The sequence below is a fragment of the Carnobacterium sp. genome, from assembly GCF_040274425.1.
Genome location: NZ_JBEMBC010000035.1, coordinates 1 through 25,911 on the forward strand (window position 1 = coordinate 1; position 25,911 = coordinate 25,911).

Annotated in this window: 27 protein-coding genes, 1 other RNA gene and 1 other annotated feature; of the genes, 9 read left to right on the plus strand and 19 right to left on the minus strand. The window is 35.0% G+C overall.

Annotated features, from left to right (window positions below):
- Positions 1–297: substrate-binding domain-containing protein (locus ABS911_RS08185; RefSeq protein WP_350467189.1), on the plus strand; the 297-nt coding region annotated here is incomplete at its 5' end.
- Positions 298–418: 121 nt separating this feature from the next.
- Here ABS911_RS08185 and ABS911_RS08190 read toward each other — a convergent pair.
- The 9 genes from ABS911_RS08190 to ald (ABS911_RS08230) form a co-directional block, all read right to left on the minus strand.
- Positions 419–1,264 carry a MetQ/NlpA family ABC transporter substrate-binding protein gene (locus ABS911_RS08190; protein ID WP_350467190.1) on the minus strand — a complete coding sequence of 282 codons (846 nt, stop codon included), beginning with the start codon at positions 1,262–1,264 and terminating at the stop codon, positions 419–421.
- Positions 1,265–1,383: 119 nt separating this feature from the next.
- Complete coding sequence (locus ABS911_RS08195; protein WP_350467191.1) at positions 1,384–2,088, minus strand: methionine ABC transporter permease; 705 nt, start codon at positions 2,086–2,088, stop codon at positions 1,384–1,386.
- On the minus strand, positions 2,072–3,112 hold the full coding sequence (locus tag ABS911_RS08200; RefSeq protein WP_350467210.1) for a methionine ABC transporter ATP-binding protein: 1,041 nt from the start codon (positions 3,110–3,112) through the stop codon (positions 2,072–2,074). Before ABS911_RS08200 ends, ABS911_RS08195 begins: the two co-directional genes overlap by 17 nt.
- 67 nt (positions 3,113–3,179) lie before the next feature.
- Positions 3,180–3,443, minus strand: a binding site (T-box leader).
- A 50-nt stretch (positions 3,444–3,493) separates the two neighbouring features.
- Positions 3,494–3,844, minus strand: a complete 351-nt coding sequence (locus tag ABS911_RS08205) for a glycine cleavage system H family protein (protein ID WP_350467192.1) — start codon at positions 3,842–3,844, stop codon at positions 3,494–3,496.
- A 23-nt stretch (positions 3,845–3,867) separates the two neighbouring features.
- Positions 3,868–4,224 carry an arsenate reductase family protein gene (locus ABS911_RS08210; RefSeq protein ID WP_350467193.1) on the minus strand — a complete coding sequence of 119 codons (357 nt, stop codon included), beginning with the start codon at positions 4,222–4,224 and terminating at the stop codon, positions 3,868–3,870.
- A gap of 28 nt (positions 4,225–4,252) precedes the next feature.
- Complete coding sequence (locus ABS911_RS08215) at positions 4,253–5,428, minus strand: FtsW/RodA/SpoVE family cell cycle protein (RefSeq protein WP_350467194.1); 1,176 nt, start codon at positions 5,426–5,428, stop codon at positions 4,253–4,255.
- A 166-nt stretch (positions 5,429–5,594) separates the two neighbouring features.
- Positions 5,595–6,590, minus strand: a complete 996-nt coding sequence (locus tag ABS911_RS08220; RefSeq protein WP_350467195.1) for a YihY/virulence factor BrkB family protein — start codon at positions 6,588–6,590, stop codon at positions 5,595–5,597.
- A 149-nt stretch (positions 6,591–6,739) separates the two neighbouring features.
- Positions 6,740–6,970, minus strand: coding sequence for a DUF2969 family protein (locus ABS911_RS08225; RefSeq protein WP_350467196.1), 231 nt, complete (start codon positions 6,968–6,970; stop codon positions 6,740–6,742).
- Positions 6,971–7,081: 111 nt separating this feature from the next.
- The gene (ald, locus tag ABS911_RS08230; RefSeq protein ID WP_350467197.1) at positions 7,082–8,197 is read right to left on the minus strand and encodes an alanine dehydrogenase; all 1,116 of its coding nucleotides are present in this window, start codon (positions 8,195–8,197) and stop codon (positions 7,082–7,084) included.
- Between the two features lie 272 nt (positions 8,198–8,469).
- Here ald (ABS911_RS08230) and ABS911_RS08235 point away from each other — a divergent pair, with 272 nt between their 5' ends.
- Positions 8,470–8,835, plus strand: coding sequence for a hypothetical protein (locus ABS911_RS08235; RefSeq protein ID WP_350467199.1), 366 nt, complete (start codon positions 8,470–8,472; stop codon positions 8,833–8,835).
- Positions 8,836–8,909: 74 nt separating this feature from the next.
- Here ABS911_RS08235 and ABS911_RS08240 read toward each other — a convergent pair whose 3' ends face one another.
- From ABS911_RS08240 to ABS911_RS08270, 7 genes are all read right to left on the minus strand, one after another.
- Positions 8,910–9,923: a sugar kinase gene (locus ABS911_RS08240; RefSeq protein ID WP_350467200.1), complete on the minus strand. Its 1,014-nt coding sequence runs from the start codon at positions 9,921–9,923 to the stop codon at positions 8,910–8,912.
- An 18-nt stretch (positions 9,924–9,941) separates the two neighbouring features.
- Positions 9,942–10,682 carry a 2-dehydro-3-deoxy-phosphogluconate aldolase gene (dagF, locus tag ABS911_RS08245; RefSeq protein ID WP_350467201.1) on the minus strand — a complete coding sequence of 247 codons (741 nt, stop codon included), beginning with the start codon at positions 10,680–10,682 and terminating at the stop codon, positions 9,942–9,944.
- Positions 10,675–11,802 carry a DgaE family pyridoxal phosphate-dependent ammonia lyase gene (locus ABS911_RS08250; protein WP_350467202.1) on the minus strand — a complete coding sequence of 376 codons (1,128 nt, stop codon included), beginning with the start codon at positions 11,800–11,802 and terminating at the stop codon, positions 10,675–10,677. The genes dagF and ABS911_RS08250 overlap by 8 nt, the downstream gene beginning before the upstream one ends.
- A complete protein-coding gene (locus tag ABS911_RS08255; RefSeq protein ID WP_350467203.1) occupies positions 11,780–12,919 on the minus strand; it encodes an amidohydrolase/deacetylase family metallohydrolase in 1,140 nt (379 codons plus the stop codon). The genes ABS911_RS08250 and ABS911_RS08255 overlap by 23 nt, the downstream gene beginning before the upstream one ends.
- Before the next feature lie 12 nt (positions 12,920–12,931).
- Positions 12,932–14,020: a DUF871 domain-containing protein gene (locus ABS911_RS08260; protein ID WP_350467211.1), complete on the minus strand. Its 1,089-nt coding sequence runs from the start codon at positions 14,018–14,020 to the stop codon at positions 12,932–12,934.
- Positions 14,021–14,352: 332 nt separating this feature from the next.
- Entirely contained in the window at positions 14,353–15,687 is a 1,335-nt protein-coding gene (locus ABS911_RS08265; RefSeq protein ID WP_350467204.1) for a PTS sugar transporter subunit IIC, read from the minus strand.
- A gap of 105 nt (positions 15,688–15,792) precedes the next feature.
- Positions 15,793–16,497: a GntR family transcriptional regulator gene (locus ABS911_RS08270; RefSeq protein WP_350467205.1), complete on the minus strand. Its 705-nt coding sequence runs from the start codon at positions 16,495–16,497 to the stop codon at positions 15,793–15,795.
- Positions 16,498–16,760: 263 nt separating this feature from the next.
- Here ABS911_RS08270 and ssrA point away from each other — a divergent pair.
- Positions 16,761–17,127, plus strand: a transfer-messenger RNA (tmRNA) gene (ssrA, locus tag ABS911_RS08275).
- 350 nt (positions 17,128–17,477) lie between these two features.
- On the opposite strand, the gene ABS911_RS08280 is transcribed toward ssrA, so the two are convergent.
- Positions 17,478–19,484 (minus strand): KUP/HAK/KT family potassium transporter, encoded by a 2,007-nt coding sequence (locus ABS911_RS08280; RefSeq protein ID WP_350467206.1) that lies wholly within the window; start codon positions 19,482–19,484, stop codon positions 17,478–17,480.
- A gap of 403 nt (positions 19,485–19,887) precedes the next feature.
- Here ABS911_RS08280 and ABS911_RS08285 point away from each other — a divergent pair, with 403 nt between their 5' ends.
- Together ABS911_RS08285 and ABS911_RS08290 are read left to right on the plus strand one after the other, a co-directional pair.
- Positions 19,888–20,427: a UTRA domain-containing protein gene (locus tag ABS911_RS08285; RefSeq protein ID WP_350467207.1), complete on the plus strand. Its 540-nt coding sequence runs from the start codon at positions 19,888–19,890 to the stop codon at positions 20,425–20,427.
- 56 nt (positions 20,428–20,483) lie between these two features.
- On the plus strand, positions 20,484–20,777 hold the full coding sequence (locus tag ABS911_RS08290; protein ID WP_023176898.1) for a PfkB family carbohydrate kinase: 294 nt from the start codon (positions 20,484–20,486) through the stop codon (positions 20,775–20,777).
- A gap of 139 nt (positions 20,778–20,916) precedes the next feature.
- On the opposite strand, the gene ABS911_RS08295 is transcribed toward ABS911_RS08290, so the two are convergent.
- Both ABS911_RS08295 and ABS911_RS08300 read right to left on the minus strand, forming a co-directional pair.
- Positions 20,917–22,059: a site-2 protease family protein gene (locus ABS911_RS08295; RefSeq protein ID WP_023176900.1), complete on the minus strand. Its 1,143-nt coding sequence runs from the start codon at positions 22,057–22,059 to the stop codon at positions 20,917–20,919.
- 165 nt (positions 22,060–22,224) lie between these two features.
- Positions 22,225–22,593 (minus strand): hypothetical protein, encoded by a 369-nt coding sequence (locus ABS911_RS08300; RefSeq protein WP_187948890.1) that lies wholly within the window; start codon positions 22,591–22,593, stop codon positions 22,225–22,227.
- A gap of 241 nt (positions 22,594–22,834) precedes the next feature.
- On the opposite strand from ABS911_RS08300, the gene ald (ABS911_RS08305) reads away from it, so the two are divergent.
- From ald (ABS911_RS08305) to ABS911_RS08320, 4 genes are all read left to right on the plus strand, one after another.
- On the plus strand, positions 22,835–23,953 hold the full coding sequence (gene ald / locus ABS911_RS08305) for an alanine dehydrogenase (RefSeq protein ID WP_023176903.1): 1,119 nt from the start codon (positions 22,835–22,837) through the stop codon (positions 23,951–23,953).
- 111 nt (positions 23,954–24,064) lie between these two features.
- Entirely contained in the window at positions 24,065–24,295 is a 231-nt protein-coding gene (locus tag ABS911_RS08310; protein WP_350467208.1) for a DUF2969 family protein, read from the plus strand.
- Positions 24,296–24,464: 169 nt separating this feature from the next.
- Positions 24,465–25,460, plus strand: a complete 996-nt coding sequence (locus ABS911_RS08315) for a YihY/virulence factor BrkB family protein (protein WP_244877193.1) — start codon at positions 24,465–24,467, stop codon at positions 25,458–25,460.
- Between the two features lie 167 nt (positions 25,461–25,627).
- Positions 25,628–25,911 (plus strand): FtsW/RodA/SpoVE family cell cycle protein (locus ABS911_RS08320; RefSeq protein WP_350467209.1); only part of this gene is annotated, 284 nt, incomplete at its 3' end.

Sequence of the window (25,911 nt, forward strand, 5' to 3'; positions counted from 1 at the left end):
CAATGGTTAGCCAAACAAGAGATCAAGCCTGATGCCTTCATGACAAGCTCTGATGCTGTTGCAGCTGGTTTAGTTTCGCAAGCAAAACGTTTAGGGTACTCATTGCCTGAAGATTTTTCAGTAATTGGTTTTGACAATATTGAAATTTCACATTTATTAGATATCACTACGATTGATTACTCTATACATAAGCAAGCCGAAAATGCGTTTAAGATGATCAATAATGATCTGACTTTACAAAAGTTAACACCTGAAGAACTAGCTTTTACTTTGATCGTACGTAAAACAACAAAATAAAGCAGCAACAACGGTCTCATGGCTTTCTACAAGCAATCCCTATTCCTCAAGAAATTCAATACATTTTCCAACACAAAAAAAGTAAGAAGCCGTTTTATCTGCTTCTTACTTTTTATTTAGCTTATTCTTTTACAGGAACGACTGCTCCATCCCATTCTTCTAAAATGAAATCTTGTACTTCTTCAGATTGTAATACTTCTATCAATTTCAAAATAGCTGGATCTTCAGCATCTTCTGAACGAACGGCAATAATGTTGGCATATGGAGAAGATGAACTTTCAATAGCAATTGAATCGTCGATTGGGCTGATGTCTTGATCTACTGCAAAGTTTGAGTTGATTGCGATCAATTCTGCTTCATCTTGTTGATATAATGTCGTCATCAATGCTGGATCGTTTTCGTATTCAAATGTTAAATTTTTAGGATTTTCTTCAATGTCGTCAAATGTAGCGGTTGTAAGGTCTACTCCGTCTTTCACTGTTACTAAGCCTGCTTCTTGGAAAATACCGATTACTCGTCCCCAGTCTGCTTGGTTGTTGCTGACTAAGACAGTTGCACCGTCTTCTACATCGTCTAAACTTTCATAACGTTGAGAAAAGATAGCTAAAGGTTCGATATGAATGCTTCCAGCATTCACAAAATCATAGCCGTTTTCTTCTACAGCTGCATCAAAAAATGGAATATGTTGGAAGTAGTTGGCATCAATTTCGCCTTCATCTAAAGCCACATTTGGTACAACATAATCATTATAGGTCGTGATGTCTAATGTAATGCCTTCTTCTTCAAGAATTGGCTCAGCGAATTCTAAGATCTCAGCATGTGGCACATTGCTGGCTCCAATTTTGATCGTTGTTTCTTCAGTTCCTGAACCACTTGATTCAGTGTTGCTTCCTTCGTTGCCACAAGCAGCTAATGTTAATACTACTCCTGTTGTTACTAATGCTGATAAGATTGTTTTCTTTTTCATCTTTAAATCCCCCTATTTTTTCACTAGTTTTTTTTAATGCTTTTTAAATCCCCTATTTAAACTGCGGTAGTGCTTTTAATCAGCTAATGATGGTTATTATTTGTTTTCACTTAGCTGTTTTAACGTTTATCTACTTTCTTAACGATCACATCTCCAATGGCTTGAATAATAAAGACAATGACTAAAATGATCAAGGTTGCAACTAGTGTTACAGCTGGCTGGTTTCGTTGGAATCCATCAAGATAAGCTAGGTTTCCTAAACCGCCTGCCCCAATCACACCGGCCATTGCGGTATACCCCACTAAAGATATGGTAGTGACTGTAATTCCTGATACAATAGCTGGCAGACTTTCTGGAATCAAGACTTTATAAATAATTTGCCATTTACTGGCTCCCATAGCTTCAGCTGCTTCAACAACACCTTTATCGATTTCTCGAAATCCAATTTCAACAAGTCGTGCAAAAAATGGTGCTGATGAAAGAATCAACGCTGGTAATGCAGCTGTTGGCCCAATAATTGATCCTACAAGTGTTTTTGTGATTGGAATCAATAATACGATTAAAATAATAAAAGGAATGGAACGGAAGATATTTACTAAAATAGCGACGATTCTGTACAATGTTTTAGCTGCTAACGTATCTTTCCCATTTGTTTCATACAATAGTAATCCTAGCAGTAAACCTGCAAAAAAGATGATTACTACTGATCCAATGGTCATACCGATCGTCTCTAACGTTGCTTCTTGCATTTTTTCCCATTTAACTTCTGAAAAGTCGAGATATTGTGATAAAACACTCGCTCCTAAATTAAGCTTCAACAACATGTTCTACCACCTCTACTTCTACTTGGAGTTTTCTTAATTCTTCAATAGCCACTTTGATTTTTTGGTTTTCACCCGTTAATTGGACATAAAGCGAACCAATTGCGCCATCTTGCGTTTGTTGAATACTTCCTTGAATGATGCTTAAATCAACGCCATCTTCTCGAACGATTTTTGACATAATCGGCATTTTGGCTTGTTGGCCATGGAACGTTAAGTGAACAATTTTTCCTTCAGGATATTCTGCCAATAATTCTTCAAAAATCATGTCGGTGTCTTCACTGTCTGGATTTGCATCTTGTCGGATAAAGCGTTTAGTAATGTCTTGTTGTGGTTTTTTAAATACATCAATGACAGAACCTTCTTCAACAATTTTCCCATCATCCATGACTGCAACCTTATCACAAATTTTGCGAATCACGTGCATCTCATGTGTGATCAAGACAATCGTTAGATTTAAGCGCTTGTTGATGTCCAATAGTAAATCGAGTACTTCATCCGTGGTCTGCGGATCTAGTGCACTTGTTGCCTCGTCACAAAGCAATAACGTTGGATCATTAGCTAATGCTCGCGCAATTCCTACACGTTGCTTTTGACCACCTGAAAGTTGAGACGGATAAGCTTTTTCTCTTCCTTCCAACCCTACTAAACCAATGAGTTCTTTGGCTTTAGCTGCGCGCTCTTTTTTAGGCATTTTTGCCAATTCAAGTGGAAAAAGAATATTTTCTTCTACTGTTCTAGACCATAACAGGTTGAAATGTTGGAAGATCATCCCAATTTTTTGGCGTTCTTTTCTAAGAGATTTTCCTTTTAATTGTGAAATAATGTTTCCTTCAATAGCTACTGTACCATCTGTTGGCGTCTCTAGTCCATTGAACATTCGGACCAACGTACTCTTTCCAGCTCCAGAATACCCAACGATTCCATAAATTTCGCCATCTTTGATGGAAACATTGATATCTTTGACAGCCGTTAAACTGCCTTGTTTCGTTTGAAACACTTTTTTTATATTTGTTAATTCAATCACTTCTGATACACCTCCTAATTCATTCAAATAAAAAAACTTCCATCCTTATACTAAGCGCACTGCTTACTATAAGGACGAAAGTTCTGACTTTTCGTGTTACCACCTTAATTTGTTGATTCATCACTAAATCAACCTCATACAGTACTCAAGCTTTTTTCAACTTTTTTATACTGTGGCACGTTATCGGGTGCACCCGGAATAGGCTTATGCAAGGCATTCACATATTCTGCTCAAAGACCATCTTCGGTTCAATTCCCATTACCTTTTTTCAGCAAACAAGGCTCTCTATAAATGGTTATTACGAACGTACTCTTCTTATCATCGCGTTATTGATATTTAACATATTCTAACAGAGCAATTTTTTTCTGTCAACTTTAATTTCTAGACTTCAGCTGACAATTTTTCAAAAGCACCTGGCTCTACGTCTTTTAATTCAAGAATCCAATTGTCTTTTTTGTCCATGCTATTTAGTTTTTCAGGGTTGTCTGTTAATTCTGCATGGAATTGAACGACTACACCCGTTAATGGAGACAATAGTTCAGTAACAGCTTTTGCCCCTTCGACTCCTAGCAAGACATCATTTTCTCTCACTTCAGCTAGCGTATTTGGAAGTTCAACAAACATAACTTCGCCTAAATCGTCTTGTCCTTTTTCAGATAATCCAATACAGTAATTGTCGCCTTCTTTTAGTACCCATAAGCCGTTTTCGCTATATTTCATTTGCTTTTCCAATTCAATCGCTCCATTCCGAATTTTTATTTTATCCAAGTCTGTTCATAGACGTCTTCTTTAAAACCTAGAGTTGTTCTCTTGCCATCAGTCAGCAAAGGTCTTTTGATCAGCATTCCATCTGAAGCCAAAATAGCTGCACATTCAGGTATATCCATGTTTGGCACCAACGTTTTCAATCCTAATTCGCGGTATCGATTCCCACTTGTGTTAAAAAAGCGAAGTACCGGTAAATCCGTTTGGCTCATTAAGTCGATCAATGTTTCTTGTGTTGGCGGATTTTCAATCATATTTATCGCATGGTACTCGATTAAATGGTCATCCAACCATTTTCTTGCTGCCTTACAGGTTGAACATGTCGGGTGTTGATACAAATCAAGCATTGAAACTCACTCCAATATAGTACTCTTTTTATTTGAAATCTTCATCTTCTTCAGAGAACATATAACTGCGATAATGGTACCTCATGGACATAATGAGTCCGACTCCCATCATATTTCCTAACAATGCTGTTCCTCCTTGAGAAATAAATGGCAGTGGTATCCCCGTTAACGGAAGCAAACCAATACTCATCCCAACATTTTCAAAAACATGAAACAGGATCATCATGATAACGCCGGTTGCAATATACGCATAAAATTCGTTTTTCGTATCAAAACAAATGCGGATCATCTGATAGATCAGTAAGAAGTAAATAAAAATTAAAATACAACTGCCAAGAAAACCAAAATTTTCTCCAATCGTTGAAAAAATCATATCAGACTCTCGAACTGGCACATACACTTCTGATGTACCAAATCCTTTACCGAACATTTTACCTGACCCGATCGCTTTAATACTCTGGATCAGTTGATAAGAGGTATCCCCTGAATCTCCGTATGGATTCAACCAGGAATCTATCCGAGAAAATTGATACGGTTTAAAACCCAATCGCAATAAAAAGTCGCGATTGTATACAACTAATATAAGTAAGGTTCCACCAAGTGCGGCCACTCCTGAAAATAGTGGCAGAATGATCTTCCAAGTGACTCCTGAAATCAACACTAAACCAATAATAATGGCAATAAATACTAATGTTGAACCTAAGTCATTTTGTAACATAACGAGTACAAGTGGCGGAATAGACGTTAACATGATTTTGCCTAACAATAAGAAATCTGCTTTAGGGTAATGAGACGGGTAATCGCCATTATGTTTTGTAACGACACGAGCCAGCATGAGAATAAAGGCTATTTTCATGATTTCCGAGGGCTGAAAGGTTAATGGACCTATCTTAAACCAGCTTTTTGCTCCGGTACTTAACTCAGTAGGTCGGTCATAAAAGAAGAGCACCAATACTAACAGAAAGAGCCCAAAACCATATGCTACCGGTGCTAGTTTCCATAACTGTTCAGAATCAAATTGCATGATCACAACGATCGCAACTGTACCAACTACGTACCAGATGACTTGCATCAATGTAGCACCGATTCCAGAGTTCCCAGTTAAATGAGTGGTTGAATAGATAGTCGCAATACTAATGATTGCTAGCAACAATACAGATAAGATAATCCCATAATCTATTTTTGTTTCTTTATTTTCTATCATTTTTTAAAATTCTCCTTGTGTCCTATCTATTAAAAAATATCTTCATCAAACTCCATCCATTATATAAGAAAACCAAGTTAAAAAAAAGGCCTGTCTCCTTTCTTAGAAAAATCTTACAGTGCTCTTCGCTTTAACTACGACTAAAGAAAAAAAACTGAGTTTTCACTCAGTCTTCTTTGTGTTTCTCTACTGTTTTTAGTTTCACTAATTTTTTATGCTGGATTGCTTCTGAATCATCTGGATATTTTCTTTCAGTATCGCCTTTTTCAGCTTTGTCTTTATCCGCCTTAACTTCCTGAACCGATTTACCTTTTTTAATTTCAAAGTAAACGGCATTGATCAGAGCCCCTAACAGTAAAATCATGGCCGATAAATAGAGCCACAACATTAAAACAATGAAAACCCCAAATGTCGCACTAGCAGCTGCTTCCCCTCCAGCAAATTGTACATAGAGTGTGAAGGCTTGAGATAATACCATCCAACCTATTGTAGCAAATACTGCTCCTGGCAAAGCATATTTGATATGCAAGCGGTGATTCGGAACCAAAAAGTAGACCATTGTGATAATCAAAATCAAGACAATGAATAAAACTAGCCATTTAAAACTAAATATTTGTAAAATAAAGTCTAAATCAATTCCAACAAAATCTTCGATGAATAATAAGATAAATTCACCAAATACAAAGACAAAGATTACTACCCCTACAATCGCCACGATAGCTAACTGTACTAAGAAAGAGATTAATCGAACAATAATAAAATTATTCCTTTTTTCTACTCCATAGACGTCATTCAAAACATTTTGCAATGCATTAAAAGCTTTACTGGCCGACCATAATGACGTAATCAGACCAATAGAGATAGCACCTCCGCTTGAACTATTCAAATAACTTTCCAGAATTGGAGCTAAAACATTGTAAATATCTGGTGGGACAGCTGTTTCTACCATTGGCAGTATATCTGCTGCATCTATTGGAAAGAGAGGAATAACGTTCGCTACAACCAATAAAATAGGAAATAAAGATAACAAAGTGAAGTAAGCTAGTTCAGCTGCATTTGATGAAACTTCAGCTCTTGCCCAATTGGGTTTTAATACTTCCAGGAAATACTTGAATCTATCTTTAAAAGAAGCAGACTTGGCATTCGTTGACAAAACGATCACATCCTTTATATTAGGTTATGTATAGAAAAAGCATAGCATAGATGGATTCAAAAAGCTTTTAGGATGCTCTTAATAACAGCATCCATGAAAAAAAGATCGACCCTAAAGCAGGACCGATCTTTTAGATTTAGTTTGTTACACCTTCAAGTTTACATCTGGTGTAAATTATAGTCCATAATTAATTTATTTATACCTTCATCAACAGTTCTTACTTTAGACTCTGTTCCTGAATTAGTTTTTACGGTAACTGTTTGGCCTTCTATTTGTTGCAATTGACCAATTTTTTCGTCATTCACATAAAGCTCTAACTCAACAAAACCTTCTCTATTATTAGGGGTTTCTTTTACTTCTACTTGAATTTTTTTATTTCCTTTTGACATGCGAATGCTCCTTTTTGCAGTTAGTTTCTTCATTAGTATACTGCATTTCGGAAAGAAATTCATTTATTTATGCATTTAATGCAACTTCTGTTTCAAAACGCACTGATTGAATTAAATAAATGAACTCAAAGCTTCATGATACGGAAGATTTAATGACTCTCCAACTTCTTTTTTGGTCAATTTTCCAGCCATAACATTAATACCTGTATAAATCGTTGCATTTTCTTTAGCGGCTTTGATCAACCCTTTATTTGCAATTTCAACTGCGTATGGAATGGTAACATTAGTTAAGGCTAGAGTAGATGTTTTTGGAACAGCCCCTGGCATATTGGCAACTGCGTAATGGACAACACCATGTTTTACGTAAACAGGATCATCATGGGTCGTCACTTCTGAAGCTGTTTCAAAAATCCCCCCTTGGTCAACTGCTATATCAACAACAACCGAACCTGGTTCCATTTGTTTAACCATTTCTTCTGTTACTAAGGTTGGTGCTTTAGATCCTGGGATCAATACAGCTCCAATTACTAAATCTGCTTCTTTAACTGCTTTTGCAATGTTGTATTCATTTGACATAAGCGTGTTGATTCTATTTTCAAATAGATCATCTAATTCTTCTAATCGTTTAGGATTGACATCTAAAATGGTCACTTCTGCTCCTAGACCAATTGCAATTTTGGCTGCATTCGTTCCGGAAACTCCGCCACCTATAATAGTTACTTTTCCTTTTTGAACTCCAGGTACTCCGCTTAACAAGATTCCTTTTCCTTGATTGACACTCTCAAGAAATTCAGCACCGACTTGTGCTGCCATTCTTCCAGCAATTTGGCTCATTGGCGTCAATAAAGGCAACGTTCCGTCAGTTCCGACCATTGTTTCATATCCGATAGCTGTAACTCCAGCCTTCATAAGCTCTTTAGTTAATTCTAAAGCTGGCGCTAAGTGCAAGTATGTGAACAATATCATCCCTTTTTTGAAATATTTGTATTCGCTTGGAATAGGCTCTTTTACTTTAATGATCATTTCAGCGTTCCAAATTTGCTCAGCATCTTCAAGCAATGTGGCTCCTGACAGTTGATAGTCTTCATCCGTAAACCCGGCAGTCTTTCCTGCATTCATTTCTATGATGACTTCGTGTCCATTTTCCACAAGGCTGTTTACACCAGCAGGAGAAATAGCTACTCGACTTTCATTATTCTTTATTTCTCTTGGTATCCCGATCTTCATTGTTCGTAGCCTCCATTTTATATTTTCTTTTTATACCCTATAGAATCATTGTAACGCTGAATCGAATAGAACCCAACTATTTTGAAGGATTCTCTTTGTTTTTTATCAGCTACACTCATTTTCAAAACTTCTCTAAATAACTTTTAATGTCCTGGACATATTCTGTCCACAAAAAACGCTAATTATTTAACTCGGTTTCTATATTCTATGTTCTTTTTGCTTAGAATATTATATAATCAGTTATTGTGAATGTGATTGTGGAGGTGAAACTAGTGTTAATCGATGTTAACGATAATTTTTTTAATGAATTAGAAGAGGTTTCAAATTCGCTAGGTATGACAGTTGGAGAATACTTAGAAAATCTTCACGAAAAGAATCAAAGTTTAAAAAATGTTTTACTAGAAGATAAAGAAGGTCTTCAAACGTTCATAAAAAAATACCATACAATATTAGATGATTTATTTACACTAAATAGCGAAGCCTTAGTTATCATTAATGAAAATGATGATGCTGAAATTATGAAACCTGTATTTTTTAAATTATCAAAAATTGCAAGTGGTGACATCACTGTATTGTCTAAATTGTACGATGTTTATGTCCAGACTTCCAAACAACAAGAGATAAATTCTAATGGCTAAACAAGAAAATAAAAAACACATCTTAAAAGATGTGTTTTTTATTTTCTTCTATATTTGCTGTTATCTTGAATTGTTTACCGCAAAAGATTCGTTCTATTTCCATTCATATACTCTTCAACAATTTTTTTATTCACTAAAGGAGTGTCACCATAAGTCGTATGCGCAAGTACAGCATTGGAAACAGCGAATTCGATCGATTGTTTCTCTGACCATTCTTCAATAAATCCTGTAATGATTCCTGCAGCAAAAGCATCCCCTGTTCCTATTCTGTCTAAAATGTCCAATTCATACTCTGTACTAACCGAAAATCCTTGATTGTTTCTAAGAAATCCTTTTAGAAACTGTTTCTCCCCTTTATTTTCCCGCAATGTTCCCGCAAGTATAGAGATACCATATTTTTCTACAAAAGGTACGCTGGCAAAGTCTAAACGATCAGCAGCATTCTTTAAATTTTCATTCAAAGGAAAATCCAATAATTCTGTTAAGTCGCGTATTCCTCCAAAAACAATATCGCAATAAGGAAGAATCTCTTCATACTGTTCTTTTACCCATTCATGACTTTTATCTAAGTTGATACTTGGACGGTAATTAAAATCAAAACAAACGGTTTTGTTTAATTCCTTTGCTTTTTTCGCAATGTACATGGCTGTTTGTCTTAACGTTTCACTAACCATTAATGAAATGCCACAAATATGCACAACATCTGCTTGCCTAATGGCTTCTTCTAAGCCGAAATCGTCTTTGTGGCTTTTGGAAAAAGAACTTTCAGAACGATTTAAATAAGTAACTTCAGAAGGCCGAGCCCCAAAGCCCATTTCTAAAAAATAAATTCCGATATGGTTTCCTTTGTACGCAACATTTGTATCTCTCACGCCTAGTTTTCGGATATAACTTGAAGCTGCTCTTCCCACTTGATTATCTGGCAAACTGGTTACTATAGAGGTATCGTATCCAAAACGAGATAAATTGCTTAAAATATTTAACCCTGTCCCGCTAAAACTTAAATCAACTGAATCGGTTTGCTCGATAAACTTATAATGAGGAGGCGTCAAACGCATCATGACTTCTCCAAAAGCGATAATTTTCATAACAATCCCCTACTTCTTTTATGATAAGACTTTTTTCATCATCCTATACAATTCTTTGATGTCTTCTGGTTTAGTGTCACCCGTTTCTTGATCGATAATTGAACTATACACATGAGGAATAACTTTTTCCACTCCTGCATCAATTGCGATTTGGAGTATTTCTTCAAAGTTCTCTAAATCGATTCCTCCAGTTGGTTCAAGAATGAACTTATGCTTAGCGCAAGCTTTTGCTACAGCAATATATTCTTCTTTATGATCCAACCCTTTCATCGGGAAAAACTTCACTGAGCTTCCACCCATATCTTTCAACATTGCTATAGCTATTTCAATAGGTACTTCTGCTTTAGGCATTTGGCTGCTTAATGGTCCTGTAGAAATAGTAACGTAACCTACTCTGTTTGTAGGGGAAATCAAACCGTTAACAATTGTTTGTTCTTGATTTAATAAAGCTCTAGACGCTCCTACACCTGTAAAGACTTGGTTCACATGTTGAGGTTGAAGTTCTCCTGAAATTCGGCTAACCATTTTACTTTGATTTGGATCACCAGCTCCAAGTCCAACGGATAAAGCGTTATTAATAGCCTCTTGATAATTTTTCATATCTTCGATCGCTGCTTGATCCGTTTCGTAGTCCTTTGAAAGCACACCTAAAAGAATATTTCCTTCTGCAGCTGCATAACATTCTTTTGCATTTTCAACTGAGTTAGCCAGTACGTTTAAACAAATACGATTATCTAAATAATTAGGTGATTTACTCATCTATTTTTCCTTCTTTCTCATACAAGGCTACTATTTCTTTCACTCTTGTTCCTATTTTTAACATCTCATCTTTAGTTACAGCACGAATGTCGAATTCAATGATGCCATTATTCACTTCATACTCTCGCGTATAAATAGCTGGATTTCCAGTTTTAAGCTCTTCAACCAGTTGTTTAGCATTTAATGGCGCTTCATCACTAACTTTGAGGTTAGCTCTAAAAATAGTTCTGCCAGCCTTGTCTTGCGCAACGGAACACGTTATTCCTTCGATACTATCCAGTTCCTCAACGAGTGGCGCAAGTCTATTTTTCATTTGCTCTGCTGACTCGTTGTCTTGTTCGATATAATCTTCAATTGCAGTAGCTAAGCCAAGAATATTTTCTTTGCCTATTTTCATTGCTCGACCTATTCCTTTACTTTGCAAACGAACCCATTCTATCAGCTCAGTCTTTCCAAAGACAATGCCCGAACTCGTTCCTTCAAAGGCTTTTGCTCCACTATAAATGACTAAATCGATGCCCATAGAAACATAAGTAACTAAATCTTCTTCTGCTGCTGCATCCAAAATCAATGGCAACTGATGCTTATGAGCAACTTGTAGTGCCTCTTTGATTGAAAGCATACTCTTTTGAACGGTATGATGGCTCTTCACATAAAGGATCGCCGCAGTTTCTGGAGTGATCATAGATTCGATATGCTGACTGCTACACATGTTGGCGTACCCAGCCTCAACAACTTTTCCGCCTCCCAATTCAGTCATTGTTTCTATAGGTGTTCCATAATCCACATTATGTCCTTTTGGAAGAATGATTTCACGCTTGGTTACTTTATCTGTATAAGGGTGGTACAAATGATAGTGACTCCCTTTACCAATAACCGCTGCAACCGATTGAGCAATACCCGCGGATGCAGAAGACACAATCGTACTGTCTTCTGCATTGACCAATTCCGCAATATATTGTCCTGTTTTTTGAACTAGATCTTCCATTTCGAAAAAGTGCTGTCCGCCAAATTTCTGAGCTTTAATTACGTTTTCACTATACTTTGATACACCTAGGATACTCATCTTACCGCTCGCATTAATGACTTCTTTTAAATTATATTTCTTGTAATAATCCATCTTCTTCAACTCCTACTCTATAATCATTACCCCCGATTATTGTATAGATAGGCGTAATCACTTGTGTTGTTTTTCTGGTATTTCCATTGGAATCGACCAGTATTTTCTCCTTGTCTTCCACATCAAAAATCGTAATATCTGCATCATAGCCGATCTCTAATGTACCTTTTGACTTTAACTGAAATGCTTTTGCTGGATTAATCGTTACCATTGGGATGATATCGCTTAGTGCATAACCTAAAAAGAGCATCTTTTCTATCATTGTAGAGAAATTATATACTGGGCCATCTTCTCTATTTCGGTGATAGATGTCTGTACTAACGATATGACAAATCAACTTTTCTCTTTTAGCTTGCTCTGCAACAGCAAAATTAAAACTATCTGTCCCATGTCCAATATCGAATCGAATACCTTTTTTATACGCATCCCATACAAAATCATGAATCTGACCAGTTTCATTTAAAATACCATTTAATTTTCCATTGTAACAGTGTGTCAATACATCGCCCTTATCCATAATAGATAAGATGGTTTTTAAATCTGGAGGGGCTGATCCAACATGAACCATTAATGGAATCGCTTGATTTTTTTCTTGAATCAATTTTGCCAATTCCAATGGTCGTATGCCATTATCTCCAATAACAGTTTTACTCATTCTGGCTTTGATTCCTACTATAAAATCCGGATATTTTTTTATAACTTCAGAAACCTTTTTTTCTTGGATATTCGTTAAATCGGCTAATTCATTTTGATGAACAATCCCCGTTTTAGAAATATTCACTAAGGCGAACACATTCGTCTTGGCTTGACTCGCTAAAGTACAAAATTCAGCAATATTATCAGCGCCTGTTGAACCGGCATCAATCACACTTGTGACTCCTTTTGTATAGCCAATCGTGTCAGGTGAATCATAATAAAGATTCATTTCTTCATAACAGTGGGTATGCCCATCGATCCAGCCAGCAGAAAGGTAGGATTGATGATGTAAATCGATTGTTTTTTTTGCGTCTTTTACTTGTAATTTCTTTTCTACAGCAACGATTTTTCCATTTTTGATACCGATTTCGATTGGTTCTTCAGTTACTGTTTTTGCATTTTTAATATACAGATCAAACATATTCTCCCACCCTTACTTATCTTCAAATCTAAATTTGCTCCATGGGTAGATAAAATCTAACAAAACTTGTTCTTCTTTTTTTATTTTCCCTACCAAGTTTTTTCGCTCATCCATATGTGGCTCCAAAACAACTTGAAGCTCATTTTTGTATTTGCCAAATCCATCATTCCCAATGACAACATCACCGCGTTCAAAAGTTAGTTGATTATCGTGTGGAATATTCGTTTCTTTCGAATATTTCTTACGAACTTCCGTTGAACGAATCACTTGACTGGTTATATCGCCTCGTCTAAAATGTTGAGGCCGTGTAACGATTTCTTTTTCTACTTCATTTGCATTAGGTACATAATCGATTGAGAAAGTGACTTGATAAGGATTTAGCAGAGATAAAGCCTCCAATTCTGATTCTGATGCATAAGCATTTCCAATGATGATATCATCAATTAGATTGGTACTAAAAAGATGCTTTGCTTGGATCTCAATTGGGAGATTCCTATGCATTTCCAATGTAGGCAATCCATCATTGACATCCCACGGTCCAATCGTTCCACTTTGAGAACTGACAAATGCCGCTGTTCTTAAACCTTGCTTTTTAAATCGCTCGCTACATTTCACAAAAAAATCAAATGGCAAGGCAGTGCCTTTTTGTGGATAAAAATTATGGCAGCCATATAAATAAGGTCGATTAGCTTGGTACGATAAGATATTGTCTAAATACGCTACGTCATTGCTCATATTCAATTCAACAATTAGTTGGTAAGGATTAAAAGAGATCATAGCTTCTTTGTTGCCATCGAAACCTACATCTAAACGAATGCCATCTGCTCCTAAAGCATGAAAAAAAGAAAGGTCATCATACGAAATTTCCAACTCTTCAAATATATTTGGTGCAATATCCAAGATGACTTCAAAACCTAATTTTTTAGCAAAGGTTATGATGCTGCTGTATTTTTCACTAATTTTTTCTTTGCCTTCAGTCACTTCCAACATGCTCATGAAGATCCTCGAAAAGTTATAATGTGCTGCCAAAGTAATATATGCTTGATCTTGTTCTGAATCACTATGATCCGGATAAACTGAGATACCTAATCTGCGTTTCATCATTTATTCCTCTTTTCTATTTAGATAAAAGATTTGCGAAATTTTGCTCCAAGGACACTCGCACAAAAAAAGTGTGACCGCGGGTACTAGGAACCATTCAATATGAAAAATTAGTCCTATCACTATACTTAAAGCAATCATTAAAATTGCCAATACAATCAAATAGAACAAGTTCATTGCAATTATTTTTTCTGAAAGCACCTTTTTTTCGATCACGTACTGACAAAGTATAAAATAAACGGTAAAAACTAAAAATACTAGTATTGTCATATAGACCTCCAAAGAGATAAGTCATTAGACTTATCTCTTGATTTTTTACATTATTTAACTATTTAAACAGACTCTTCAGCCATTGTTGCAGCTTGTGCTGCACTCTCTTGTTCTGCTTCCAATTCTTTTTCAATTTGTTGTCTTTCAAACACTTTAAAGAACGGGTAGTAGATTGCTATAGTGATACAAAAGTTGATAACCACCAATAACCCAGCCATGATACTCCAGTCCGTGCTGATCCACGCTGCAATAGGTGAAATGACGGTGAACGGTAAACGGGCCATCATCATTGGTACTACATTTGTTACAGTTAAGAAATAAGATAAGGTTGTCGTAACAAGTGGCGCTACAATGAAGGGTATTCCTAAAATAGGATTCATCACTATTGGAGCTCCAAAAATCATCGGTTCATTGATGTTAAACAGTCCTGGTAAAATAGATAATCTTCCTAAACTTTTAAGATATTTAGATTTTGAGAAAAGGAACAATACAACTAATGTCAATGTTCCACCGGCTCCTCCGATCCAAACAAACCATTGTAGAAATTGCTCTGTAAAAATATTTGGTAAATCTGTTGCAGCTGTGCCTTCTTGAAAAGCAGTCATGTTTTCGGCAATTGAAATATCCCAAAAAGGACGAATAACTGGACCCATAATAGCTGGACCATGTACTCCTAAAACCCAAAAGAAAGTAATCAAGAACACTGTAAGGAGTCCTCCGAATAAACTATTTCCTGCTAAGATATCTTTAAACGGTAACAACAATGAACTCAATACACTATTGATATCAAAACCTAAAACATGTCTAGTGATCCAAAAGAATAAAATAATGACTGCAGTTGGCATCAATGCAATAAAAGAATTGGCCACTTCAGGAGGAACACCCTCGGGCATTTTAATCGTAAAGTTTTTCTCTTTCATAAAATGGTAGATCTCAACAGATACAATAGCTGCGATGATGGCTCCAAATAGAGAAGAGGAACTAAGTGCCGCAATATTGATATATCTCCCTGATTCAATAACTCCTTCAACGGGCTCGATAACTTGCGTCGGTACAATTGTAGAAATCAAGAATCCTAGTATTGCAAGCATTCCAGATGTCATACCATCTAGATCATAACTATCTGCGAGTGATGAAGCGATACCAAAAGTAGCATACAGAGATAATATCCCTACAGTAAAACGAAACGGAATATCGAGTATAGCTTTATACGGTTCTATAATTGCAGCAATCGATTCGATAGGAATATTCAAAAGAATCGTAAAAAAGGATCCGATAATTGTTAAGGGCAAAGTTGCAATGATTCCTTTACGAATAGCTGCCATATGCCGCTGTGAACTAATCTTTGTAGCTACAGGTAAAACTTTTGAATCTAAAAAATCAACAAAATTATTCATAATAGCCTCCTAATTACTTTTATTTTCTTACAAAAAGAATATAACATTATAATGTTTAGTTGTAAACGATTTCTTTTAAAAAACCGTTTTTTCTACCTTTCAAACTTAAACTTCATAATCAATAATGTAGGGATACTTACTTGTATCATATATTGCGTGAGAAATTTCAATAATTTCATTTGTTGTACTAAATGTTTTTCTTACTCTTTTTAAAAGATGTGTATGCGCTATACTCAACTTCTCTTTTACAGAATCTTCGATTTTTACCACCTCAAAGCTATCTTGGAACCTGCCAACATTTTTATTGAATTCCGCTAACCATTTATAGAGAGAGACTTTTTCTATTTGTTTCAATGCTTCAATAGTTCCAAGAACTGGAAGGAAATGCTCAAAGTAAATATATGGTTCTTCATCTAAATAATAAATTCTAGTTACTTTGTAGGCTTTATCTTTAAATGTTTTTTGAATGTCGTCATCTTCATTAATAGTTTGTACCTCTTCTATTGTTAATATTTCTTTTCTTAATTTATGACCATTCATTTCAATAATACTTGAAAAAGAAGCTGCTTTAGAAAGCTTATTAAATAAACGATCACTGATTACTGTTGTGCCTTTACCACTTTTTTTCTCAACATATCCATCAACAGCTAATATTTCAATCGCCTTACGTATCGTTATTTTGCTAACGCTGTATTTTTCTTCAAGTTCATTTTCAGTAGGTATTTGTTCTCCTACTGCATATATACCGTTTAAAATATTCTTTCGGATATCATCAGCAATATCTGCATAAAGAAGCTTTTTTCTCTTCATTACCTTTCCTCTTTTCCAAAATCTAATCATTCAATTAGTGTATCTTAAAACATTATAATGTTTCTTGTTAAATATACCAATATTACGTGCTAGATTCAACAAAGAATAGCTTGTTGCTCCTAGTTCACTCTTTGAAAAATGGAATAATGACATATGAAACGAACATATTTTCTTTTTTTCTAAAATATGTTATACTATTTAGAGAGAGTTAAACAGATTAATGATGATTCAAAACAAAACATTCTCTGTATACATCCCACTTAGGGAGCGTTACGGAATCGACAGGTATAGGTCGAGCTTGGATCGCGTTTCGTAGGTTACGGCTACGCTAAAACGTTACAGTTAAATATAACTGCTAAAAACAATAATAACTCTTACGCTTTAGCTGCGTAATAACAGCTTAGTGTAGATCCTCTCGGCATCGCCCATGTGCTCGAGCAAGGGTCCTATAATCAGTGGGATACGCTAAACCTTTCCGTCTGTAAGTTTTAGAAGAGATCATCAGACTAGCAACGTATGATGCCTGTTGTGTGGCTAGTACTGCGCGAAACCTTAATTGCACAACTATGAACGTAGACGTCTAGGTGCCGATATATTTGGACAGGGGTTCGACTCCCCTCGCTTCCATAAAATGTTTTAATTTAAAAAACGTGCAAACATTGTTAAATCAATGTTTGCACGTTTTTTTTGATTGAATTGCTTGGAATAGCTTTATTTTTTTAATTAGGTGCTAAAAAATGGTGATCTAACAACACTATTGATGTTTTTTTATTTTGGCCAATAATATTAAATTATATTGCAAATTCATACCTTTGCTCACATTCTGCTCACCTTTTTCAAAGGTCAGACATTTATTTTTTACATGCAACGACTTGAGTTTAGATCGATTAAATCGTTTGTCTCAAGTCGAGAAATAGTTATTGTAGAAAAGCCAGATACAATGAACGAGTCAATAAACAACCTTCTATATGTGTTATTTTCTATGAGTAAACTCTTTTTAAACGAGTTTTTTTTCGTTTGCCTAGTAACAAGGGGACATGTTCAATTTTTACATCGGTGTACTCCAGACCAAACCATTTAACCGGTGAGACAGCTAATTTTTTTATAGATAATTTAGTTTGCATAATAAAACGATTTAAAGCCGAAAGTTCAGTATCTGTGGATAACTCTTCTCGAACAATCACAAAACAAAAGTCTCCTACATTACGATTGAATTCATTGATTGACCATTTTTGTGGTTGTTTATTTATATCGCCCGATTTCATTAAATCAATAACTACTTGTCGCATGTACGTGCTAATTTTTTGTTCCATTCTGAAACCTAGACGTAATTTAACTTTTATCACGGAGTCTGTTCCAAAATTCTCAACCACATATTCCATAGTCCTTGGTTCATCAGTAACTTCAACATTAATAAACCAGTAAACTTCTGCTCGCTTTGGTTGTTTATCAAAAATGGAATACATCACTTCACTATCGACTTTCCCAGGTCTAGATTTGCTGGTCAGATAAACAAGGTTAGTAGCATATAATGGAATGCTGTAATCTGCTTTTACGGCCTCTAGTCGACTGACATGATCAACAAGAGATGCCTCTTTTGCGACGTTATGTTCAATAACATAAGCTTTGTGCCAGATTACCATAATACTTAAGATAATAAGTGCAATAAGAACTGTTACAAATCCTCCATGAAATAGTTTGGTTGCACTGGATAAAAAGAACATTGTTTCCAATCCGCCAAAGAAGAATAAGACAATAAGCGAGATGAAATGAGATACGTTTCGATAAATCAAATAATTGTACAGTAAAATTGTCGTCATCAACATAGTGATTGTGATGGCTAATCCATAAGCTGCTTCCATATGTTCAGAGGTTCTAAAGTAGAGGACTACACCAATACAAGCAGCCCATAAAATAGAATTAATGACAGGAATATAAAGCTGGCCTTTCGTATTTGTTGGATAAATAATCTGTAAACGCGGCCATAGATTTAATTTAATGGCTTCAGAAACAAGCGTATATGATCCGGAAATTAACGCTTGTGAAGCGATAATGGCTGCCAATGTTGCAAAAACTACGCCAATAATCCGGAAACTTGCTGGCATCATTTCAAAGAAAGGATTTATTTCTTCAATATGTTGGAAAGACGGTTTATCTTTTACAGACAACAACCAGGCACCTTGACCAAAATAATTCAGTAGTAAGCTTAATTTTACAAATGGCCATGAAGCGTAAATGTTTTTTCGTCCTACGTGACCTAAATCAGAATAAAGAGCTTCTGCTCCGGTGGTTGCTAAAAATATACTACCAAGAATTAAAAAGCCTGATTTGTTTTCCTCACTTAATAAGAGCTTTATCCCATAATAAGGCGATAAGGATCTTAAAATATCCCAGTTTCCTAATGTATTGAGTACACCTAGAACAGCTAACATTAAAAACCAAAGAAACATAATTGGACCAAAAAGACGTCCAATCACTTCTGTACCAAATCGTTGGATCATAAATAAAAAACTAATAATGATAATTGTAATCAACAAAACTGTATTTTGACTAGAGCCAAAATGCTCTATGTAAGAGGGAATTCCTCTTAACCCTTCAACAGCAGTTGTAACTGTGACAGCTGGTGTTAAAATCCCATCTGCCAAAAGCGTAGCTCCACCAATCATCGCAGGGACAATCAACCACTTAGCTTTTTTTCTAATGAGTGTATACAGAGAAAAGATACCGCCTTCTCCATGATTGTCCGCTCTTAAAGCTATACTGACGTATTTGATCGTTGTTAATAAGGTCAGCGTCCAAAATACGAGAGATAAAGATCCATAAATAAACTCATCTGATATATTTGCTAACCCGTCATTACCATGAATGAGTGCTTTCATTACATATAGTGGAGAGGTGCCAATATCTCCATAGACAACGCCAAGCGTAATAAATAACCCGCCAATCGTCAGTTTTTTTTTCTGTGTTGAATCAACTTTAGATTCCATTTAATCTATTCCTCCAATTGTTCGTCGAAAAAAAACAAGACCCATGTATAAATTTATAACAAAATTTATACATAGGTCTTGCAATTTGATGTTAAACCAGCGTTTTAGTAACGCATATTAGTTGATTTAACCACACAATAAATTGTGCTTGCTACTCCCCTATGAGCAGTTTTTTATTCGATTTAATATGACTACTTTATTATATGAATTTCTAACACTAAGTCAATACACATCTGATTTTTTTTTGGGGGGTCAAAATTTATTACGGTATTGTCTAATTTTTTATTCCTATATTAAAAACTAGACAATAAGTAGTAAAGAGTTTTTTTTGAATAAACCGCTTAATATTGGTATATTTATGGAAACATTATAATGTTTTTAATGAATTAGGAATGAAATGGAAATGAGGAAAGGTACGACAGTCATAAGCGATCGCTTATTTAACAAACTTCCTAAAGCAGCTTCTTTTTCGAGTATTATTGAACTAAGCGGCAACACGTTGAAAAAAGAAATACTATCTATTGAAGAAGTACAAACTATAAATGAAGATGATCTTATACGTAAAACATTTAAGGAAAAGTCATATAAATTAACCAGAATTTATTATTTGAATGGGGAACCTTATATTTATTTTGAACATTTCCTTCCTGTTTTAGGGAGTATTGAGGCCTTGGAGCAAACAGAAAGGGTTTCATTATATAAATGGTTAGCAGAATTTGATAAAAACGTTAGTCGTTTTCAAGATAGTTTTGAAGTCGTAAAAATTGAAGAACCTATAAAAGAAAAATTAAAGATAGACCATACACACTTATTAAAAAGGGTCAGAAAAACAATTAGTACGTTTAATGAAGTGATTGAAGTCTCGTATGCCATATGTGATACAAATAAGTATCCATATAAGTATCCATATAAGTATCCATATATTATTGACTACGAAGTTTAAATAGTGTCAGTGAAACTTTTGTAAAGAAATTTGGTATCAAACTATTTACCGGAACATTGCGTGAAAATAAAGGTGAAGAACAGTTATTAAAAGGATTTATTAGAAGCGATAAGGGCTTTTCAGTTAGTACTGAATATAAATTGGAAATCCTAGACAGAATAGGAACAGGAGATGCTTTTGCTTCTGGTATCATAACAGGTTTCATCGAAAATTGGTCCGATGAACGTTCTGTGGACTTTGTTATTTCGAATGCAGTACTTGCACATACGACTTTTGGAGATACTCCAATGGTAAGCAAAAAAATAGTTGAAGAGTACATGAATGGAAATCGAAACAACCTTTTGAGGTGATGCTGTTAGAATTTAGGAGCTTTTTCTCGTTTGGGAATCTCCAAACACAATGTATCTCAGCCAAAAAAAGAGTGGAATAGCTAAAAAAACTAATCATAGACATGTGATTAGTTTTTTTAGCTATTCCGCTTTTAACTATTTATACCAATTTTGATTTAATCCATTCGCCTAACATTAATTCCATTTCAGCTTCTCCCCTTACAGGATACATGGGGGCAGTTTTTTTCAGTTCTTCGTAGTAGTCTATAGCTTTTTGATAGTTCATACAATAGAACCCTTCGTATGCCATCATGAGGCGTTTTTTACTTGGCAAGTAAGGAGTCTTTTTAATGAACTGCTGTAAATCTTCATCATATATTTCTTGTATTAGATTTGGATTCTGTGGTTGTTCACTTAATACTAAAAATAAACGCTCGCAATTTAACTCATTTCTATAAAATAATGGCAAGTTTTCTAAGTGAGGGAGAAAAGCATCTAATTTTTGTTTTGCAATACCTAATTTTAAATTGTCTAAATACCAATTGTATTCCAGCAGATAAACAGAAATAGCTAATAAATTAGAGAATTGAGGATTTCCTTTTAATTGAATGTTTTCTAAAGGAATATCTTTTAAGCGTGAGCCTTCTGTCATTAGTGCATTTACTTTTAATTGAATAAAGAAAGCTTTTTTATTTTCTTCCTCTTTTAGGATGGAAAGAAGATTGTATCCGTCATTTGGCATTCCGCCTATTTTCATAGGAATGCCATTTGTTAAAGCTGTGAGTAAGGCTGAACCAGCGAATAACAGGCATAAAGATAAGACTGGTAGAGAAAGACCTTCAATAGTTAAAGTAAGGATCAAGGGAATAACTGAAAAGAGTAGATTGATGAAAACTCCACCCAAATTATACAAGACAAATGGAAAGTGATCGGTAGAATAGTCTGGCGGAGACATCAAACATTGTCCACCTGTCCCTGGTAAATGGAATCGTTTGCGTTTTAATTTGCCTTTTTCTTTTATGATCGTTAACGTACCGATTCGAAATGAGACGAAGGTATATCCTGTTAATAATCCAAAGATAAGATGACCAGTTTCATGAAGTAAAATATGTATGAAAAAACTAATAAAGAAGAATAGTACGCCACCAATCAAGACAAATAGGTTGATTTCAAAGTTGAGGAATGGAAAGAATACGGCAGCAAAAATGCCAATCGCTATCCCGGTAAAAATAGATCCTCCTGCTAAAAGCATATTGTTATAGAACTTACTTTTTTTCTTTTTAGATAGATTGTTTAGCGCCATTAATTTCCTCCTAGGGTATGTTTTTTTACTTCGGTTAATAACAATATTGAACGGATGGAACAAAAAGCTGATAAATTGTTTAGAAAAAACGATGACTGTAAAAAAATACAATCATCGTTATTAGGTTAAAAGAATTTCTAGATCTTTTTAACATTCAATTATAAATTAGTCTGCCGTAGAAAAATCCAAAGCTGATTGAGACTGTTTAAGATAAGTATCATATAGTTTAGTTAATACACTAATATCTCCATTAGCTATTTTTAAAAGTTGAATAAATACAGGTTTCATAATTTCAGGATTACTGTTTTCATTTAAAATGGCTAAAGCTTCTGGATTAAGCATAACTAAATCATCTAAAATAACATGGTATTCCTTTAAGAATTTTTCGAAGCCTTCTTTATCTTCTAATAAAATCATTTTCAGTTTTTGGTTTTTTTCATGAAGATTTTCTAAGTATTCTCCAATAGTTATATTTAGCGAATCTGAAACTTCTTGTAACTCATTGAAAAAATTATCGTTAATATCAATTAACACAAGTTCCACCTCCACAATCACGATAATTGATTATATAATATTCCCTAAGAAATGAAAATATTTTTTCAATGACAACTATAAATAAATAGGTAATGTGGACAAAATATGTCTAATAGCATATAGACAGCTAAATTAATAAGAAGAAAAAAACAAAAGTGTCAAAATTTGGGTTCTGTCTGATTCAGCGTTACAATAGTAATAGAGAAGTAGAACAGGTAGTAAAAAATAGGAGGAAATCACTATGAAGATCGGTATACCAAAAGAAATTAAAAATAATGAAAGTCGGGTGGCCATTTCTCCAGCCGGTGTAAAAAGTCTTGTAGAAAATGGGCACGAAGTTGTGATCGAAGAAAATGCAGGAGAGACAGCTGGTTTTCTTGATAAAGAATACCGATTAGCAGGTGCCGTTATATTGGAAGAAGCTGAGCAAATTTGGGGTAATGCTGAAATGATCATTAAAGTAAAAGAACCTATCCCAAGTGAGTATCAGTATTTTAAAGAAGGCATGATACTTTTCACTTATTTGCACTTAGCTCCATCTCTAGAGTTAACAAAAGAATTGATGAAAGCTGGAGTGACAGCTATCGGCTATGAAACGATGGCTGGAAAAGATGGCACATTGCCACTTTTAACCCCTATGAGTCAAATTGCCGGAAGAATGGCTGCACAGGTTGGGGCAGAGTTTCTTGAAAGCGTCAATCAAGGAAAAGGAATACTGTTGAGTGGTGTACCTGGAGTTCAAAAAGGGAAAGTAACGATTATTGGTGGTGGAGTTTCAGGAACGAATGCTGCTAAAATCGCTATCGGATTAGGAGCAGAAGTGACTATTTTAGATGTGAATCCGAAACGTCTGGAAGAATTAGATGATTTATTTGAAAACAGGATCAACACATTAATGTCAAATGAATACAATATTGCTAAAGCTGTTAAAGAAGCTGACTTGGCAATTGGAGCAGTATTGATTCCTGGTTCAAAAGCCCCAACATTAGTTACAGAAGAAATGGTTAAATCAATGGAAAATGGATCGGTTATTGTAGATATTGCAGTAGACCAAGGTGGGATTTTTGAAACGGCTTCAGAAGTTACGACACATGATGACCCGGTCTATGTCAAACACGGTATCGTCCATTATGCTGTTGCAAATATGCCAGGCGCTGTGCCTAAAACATCTACATTAGCCTTAACGAATGTAACCATTCCTTATGCCGTTGAGATTGCGAATAAAGGAGTAGTCAAAGCAGCTAAAGAAAATTCAACGATTTATACAGGTATTAATGTGATGGATGGAAAGGTAACTCAAAAAGAAGTCGCAGAATCACTAAACCTTCCTTATCAAGAAGCTTTGACATCATTTATTTAAGTATTCGCTAATTTTTATGAAACTGAAAGCAGCTTAGATGAATAAATCAATGAATTTTTTTCAAAAATGCAGTATACTAAATGAGAAACTAACTGCAAAAGGAGCATTCGCATGGCAAAAGGAAATAAAAAAATTCAAGTAGAAGTAAAAGAAACCCCAAATAATAAAGAAGGTTTCACTGAGTTAGAGCTTTATGTGAATGATGAAAAAATTGGCAAATTGCAACAAGTTGAAGGTCAATCGGTTATCGTAACGACAAATTCAGGAACAGAATCTAAAGTTAAAACTGTTGATGAAGGCGTAAATAAATTAATTATGGAATACAACTTACACCAAATCTAACTAAGTCTATTTATTTAGCATCCTGTAAGGTAATTCAAAAGGCCAATTCTATTTTTTAGGGTTGGCCTTTTTTTTATTTATATTCTTGCGAAAGAGCGTCCTAAATGCTTTTTAAATCTATCTGTGCTATGCTTTTTCTATACATAACACATAATATAATATAAAGGATGTGATCGTTTTGACAACGAATGCAAAACAAGTTTCTTTCAAAGATAAACTCAAAACTTTCGTAGAAGTCGCAAAACCCAATTGGGCGCGAGCAGAAGTTTCTTCAAATGCAGCAGAACTTGCTTATTTTACTTTATTATCGTTATTTCCTATTCTATTGGTTGTAGCAAATATTATCCCGCTTTTTCCTATAAGTGCTGGAGATATTCTTCCTATGTTAGAGACGGCTGTGCCACCAGATATTTACAATGTTTTAGCTCCAGTTTTAGAAAGCTATTTGAGCAGTTCAAGTGGAGGAGCAATTTCTATTGGGCTGATCACGTCGTTATGGTCAGCAAGTAAAGCTTTTAATGCCTTGCAAAATGTTCTTAATGACGTTTATGGAGTTGAAAAAAGAAATAACTTTATTATTGTTCGTTTGGTCTCTTTCCTCGTTCAATTAGCCATAGTTGCTATTGTAGGGGCATTGATTTTCATCTTTGTTTTTGGTGAACAGATCCTATTGTTTGTTCAAGACTTTGTTGGAATCGATTTAGGCTTTGTTCTGCAAGTATTTGGTTATAAATGGTTGGTTTTATTAGTTGTCTTGATTCTTGTTCTTACAATGGTTTACTTTTTAGTACCGAATCATCGGTTGCATATTAAATATGCTCTTCCAGGAGCGATATTTGCAACTGCAGGCTGGTTGATCTTATCTCAAGCCTTTACGCTTTATGTTAAATATGCTGGAGGAGAAGCAGCTGCTAGTGCAACATTTGGAGTATTCATTGTGTTAATGCTCTGGCTATATCTATCCGCTATGATCTTATTAATGGGTGGATTGATCAATACGATTTATTTCGAATACAAAACCGGTGAATCTGTCAATGAAGCGAAACTTGAAAAGGATGAAGCTGAAAAAGAAGATAAAGAAAAAGAGTATCCAGACAGTTCAGATTCGATTCAACACAAAAAATTAGTTAAAGTAAAAACAGTAGAAAAACAAAAAGAAGACTGAGTCTAAACTCAGTTTTCTTTTTTCTACATACAGGTTTAATAGAGTAGCACTGTAAGTTTTTTCTAAGAAAGACGAGAAGCCTTTTTTTTAGGGAGGATTTCTTATATAATGGATTGAGTTTGATAAAGAAATTTTTGATAGATAGGATACAAGGAGAATTTTAAAAAATGACAGAAAATAAAGAAACAAAAATAGATTACGGAATTATTTTATCCGTCATGTTGCTTGCAATCATTAGTATTGCTACTATCTTTTCAACCACTTACTTAACTGGAAATACCGGCATTCGAGCTACACTCATGCAAGTGATCTGGTATGTAGTGGGTACAGTTGCCATTGTTGTTATTATGCAATTTGATTCGGAACAGTTGTGGAAACTCGCACCGATAGCTTATGGTGTAGGACTCTTTCTGTTAGTGATGGTATTATTCTTTTATGATCGATCTCTTGA

What these genes read in the sequence shown, in the direction of transcription:
- ABS911_RS08190 (WP_350467190.1), bottom strand. Translation starts at nt 1,264, where the DNA reads ATGAAAAAGAAAACAATCTTATCAGCATTAGTAACAACAGGAGTAGTA.
- ABS911_RS08195 (WP_350467191.1), bottom strand. Translation starts at nt 2,088, where the DNA reads ATGTTGTTGAAGCTTAATTTAGGAGCGAGTGTTTTATCACAATATCTC.
- ABS911_RS08210 (WP_350467193.1), bottom strand. Translation starts at nt 4,224, where the DNA reads ATGCTTGATTTGTATCAACACCCGACATGTTCAACCTGTAAGGCAGCA.
- ABS911_RS08215 (WP_350467194.1), bottom strand. Translation starts at nt 5,428, where the DNA reads ATGATAGAAAATAAAGAAACAAAAATAGATTATGGGATTATCTTATCT.
- ABS911_RS08225 (WP_350467196.1), bottom strand. Translation starts at nt 6,970, where the DNA reads ATGTCAAAAGGAAATAAAAAAATTCAAGTAGAAGTAAAAGAAACCCCT.
- ald (WP_350467197.1), bottom strand. Translation starts at nt 8,197, where the DNA reads ATGAAGATCGGGATACCAAGAGAAATAAAGAATAATGAAAGTCGAGTA.
- ABS911_RS08240 (WP_350467200.1), bottom strand. Translation starts at nt 9,923, where the DNA reads ATGAAAATTATCGCTTTTGGAGAAGTCATGATGCGTTTGACGCCTCCT.
- dagF (WP_350467201.1), bottom strand. Translation starts at nt 10,682, where the DNA reads ATGAGTAAATCACCTAATTATTTAGATAATCGTATTTGTTTAAACGTA.
- ABS911_RS08250 (WP_350467202.1), bottom strand. Translation starts at nt 11,802, where the DNA reads ATGGATTATTACAAGAAATATAATTTAAAAGAAGTCATTAATGCGAGC.
- ABS911_RS08255 (WP_350467203.1), bottom strand. Translation starts at nt 12,919, where the DNA reads ATGTTTGATCTGTATATTAAAAATGCAAAAACAGTAACTGAAGAACCA.
- ABS911_RS08260 (WP_350467211.1), bottom strand. Translation starts at nt 14,020, where the DNA reads ATGAAACGCAGATTAGGTATCTCAGTTTATCCGGATCATAGTGATTCA.
- ABS911_RS08265 (WP_350467204.1), bottom strand. Translation starts at nt 15,687, where the DNA reads ATGAATAATTTTGTTGATTTTTTAGATTCAAAAGTTTTACCTGTAGCT.
- ABS911_RS08270 (WP_350467205.1), bottom strand. Translation starts at nt 16,497, where the DNA reads ATGAAGAGAAAAAAGCTTCTTTATGCAGATATTGCTGATGATATCCGA.
- ABS911_RS08280 (WP_350467206.1), bottom strand. Translation starts at nt 19,484, where the DNA reads ATGGAATCTAAAGTTGATTCAACACAGAAAAAAAAACTGACGATTGGC.
- ABS911_RS08285 (WP_350467207.1), top strand. Translation starts at nt 19,888, where the DNA reads ATGAGGAAAGGTACGACAGTCATAAGCGATCGCTTATTTAACAAACTT.
- ABS911_RS08295 (WP_023176900.1), bottom strand. Translation starts at nt 22,059, where the DNA reads ATGGCGCTAAACAATCTATCTAAAAAGAAAAAAAGTAAGTTCTATAAC.
- ald (WP_023176903.1), top strand. Translation starts at nt 22,835, where the DNA reads ATGAAGATCGGTATACCAAAAGAAATTAAAAATAATGAAAGTCGGGTG.
- ABS911_RS08310 (WP_350467208.1), top strand. Translation starts at nt 24,065, where the DNA reads ATGGCAAAAGGAAATAAAAAAATTCAAGTAGAAGTAAAAGAAACCCCA.